2 protein-coding genes are annotated in these 1520 nt (G+C 41.8%); one reads left to right on the plus strand and one right to left on the minus strand.

Translation table 11 applies throughout. The annotated features are described in order from the left end of the window. Positions 1-83 precede the first annotated feature (83 nt). On the minus strand, positions 84-482 hold the full coding sequence (locus tag BCT81_RS20530) for an OsmC family protein (RefSeq protein ID WP_008217203.1): 399 nt from the start codon (positions 480-482) through the stop codon (positions 84-86). 202 nt (positions 483-684) lie between these two features. Here BCT81_RS20530 and msrA point away from each other — a divergent pair. Further along, positions 685-1520: peptide-methionine (S)-S-oxide reductase MsrA (gene msrA, locus BCT81_RS20535; RefSeq protein ID WP_102425642.1), on the plus strand; the 836-nt coding region annotated here is incomplete at its 3' end.

Consider the following 1520-nt stretch of genomic DNA (forward strand, 5'->3'; position numbering starts at 1 on the left):
CTATTAAGTGCTCCGCCCTTTTTTATATCTGTTTGACATTGAAGCTAGCGGTCTAATTCTAATGCGCAGGAATTTACTCAGAATTAAATAATTTCCCAGCTGTGCGTCATTTCTACGCCTGCACCTAGCATTAGGCACACTGAACAGTATTTTTCTAATGAATCAGCGCATACTTTTGCAACCAACTCAGGATCAAGGTTGTCACCTGATACTTCAAAGTGGATGTTAATCGCGGTAAAGATTTTTGGCGCAGTTTCACGACGTGTAGTTTCAAGTTTTGCGTTACAGCCTGTAATGTTTTGACCAGCAGATTTCAATCCATCTACCACATCAACAGAGCTACAACCACCAGCGGCCATAAGGACCATTTCCATCGGGCTTGGCGCCGTTGCACCACCGCTGCCATCCATAACAATAGAGTGGCCTGATTGAGATTGACCCAGGAATTTAAAACCTTCGACCCATTTAACTTCTGCTTGCATGCTGTTCCTTAGATGACCGATAACCGCCATCACTGTCTATTATTTATTGTTAGTACCGACACCCTACTACTGGCGGCATTCATGAGCAAGATTTTCTCTAACACATATTTTTTTCATGAATGGTGCAATTTTTTCCATCTAAAACCTGTCTCTATTCGTACATTCAAAATCGAATGAAAAAGAACGTCAAGATGAGGTATCTATGAATAAATTATCTAAAATATTGGTATCACTCGTGGTTGCACTACCACTGATTTCGTTGTTTGTCAGCCAAACTGGCACTGCCAATACAATGGATAAAACGGCTAATTCAGGGAAAAGTGAAATCGCGACACTCGCGGGTGGTTGTTTTTGGTGTACAGAGTCTGACCTAGAGAAACTAAAAGGCGTAACGGACGTTGTCTCTGGCTATTCTGGTGGCGTGCTAGAAAACCCAACCTACAAACAAGTTTCTTCAGGTAAGTCTGGTCACATCGAAGTGATCAACGTGACCTATAACCCTGATATTGTTAGCTATGAACAGGTTCTTGACCAATTCTTCCGACATATCGATCCAACCGATGACAAAGGGTCATTCGTAGACCGTGGTCCGCAATATCGACCTGCCATTTTCTACCATAACCAAGAGCAAAAAGACGTTGCTCAAAGCTTTATGATGGAGGTCGACAAGACTCAAATCTTTGGTGCACCACTAAAAACAGAACTGATCAAATTTGAGAAGTTTTGGCCAGCAGAAGATTACCACCAAGATTATTACAAGAAGAGTAAGGTTCGTTACAACTACTACCGCTACGCTTCAGGTCGTGATCAGTATTTAGATAAAATCTTCGGTGATGATAGAAAGGATAACCCTAAAACACTACGTCAGATCATCGACAGTAAAAATGCGACAGCGAATGCTAAAACATACGTAAAACCGTCTGATGCAGAGATCAAAGCGAAGCTTACAGCACTTCAATACGATGTAACGCAAGAAGACGCGACTGAGCGCCCATTTGACAACAAATACTGGGATAACAAAGAAGAAGGTATTTATGT

It is taken from the genome of Vibrio sp. 10N.261.52.A1 (assembly GCF_002876325.1).
GTDB lineage: Bacteria > Pseudomonadota > Gammaproteobacteria > Enterobacterales > Vibrionaceae > Vibrio > Vibrio chagasii.

Bases quoted from the DNA above. Each gene is read 5' to 3' on its own strand.
- BCT81_RS20530 (WP_008217203.1), bottom strand. From the start codon at position 482: ATGCAAGCAGAAGTTAAATGGGTCGAAGGTTTTAAATTCCTGGGTCAA.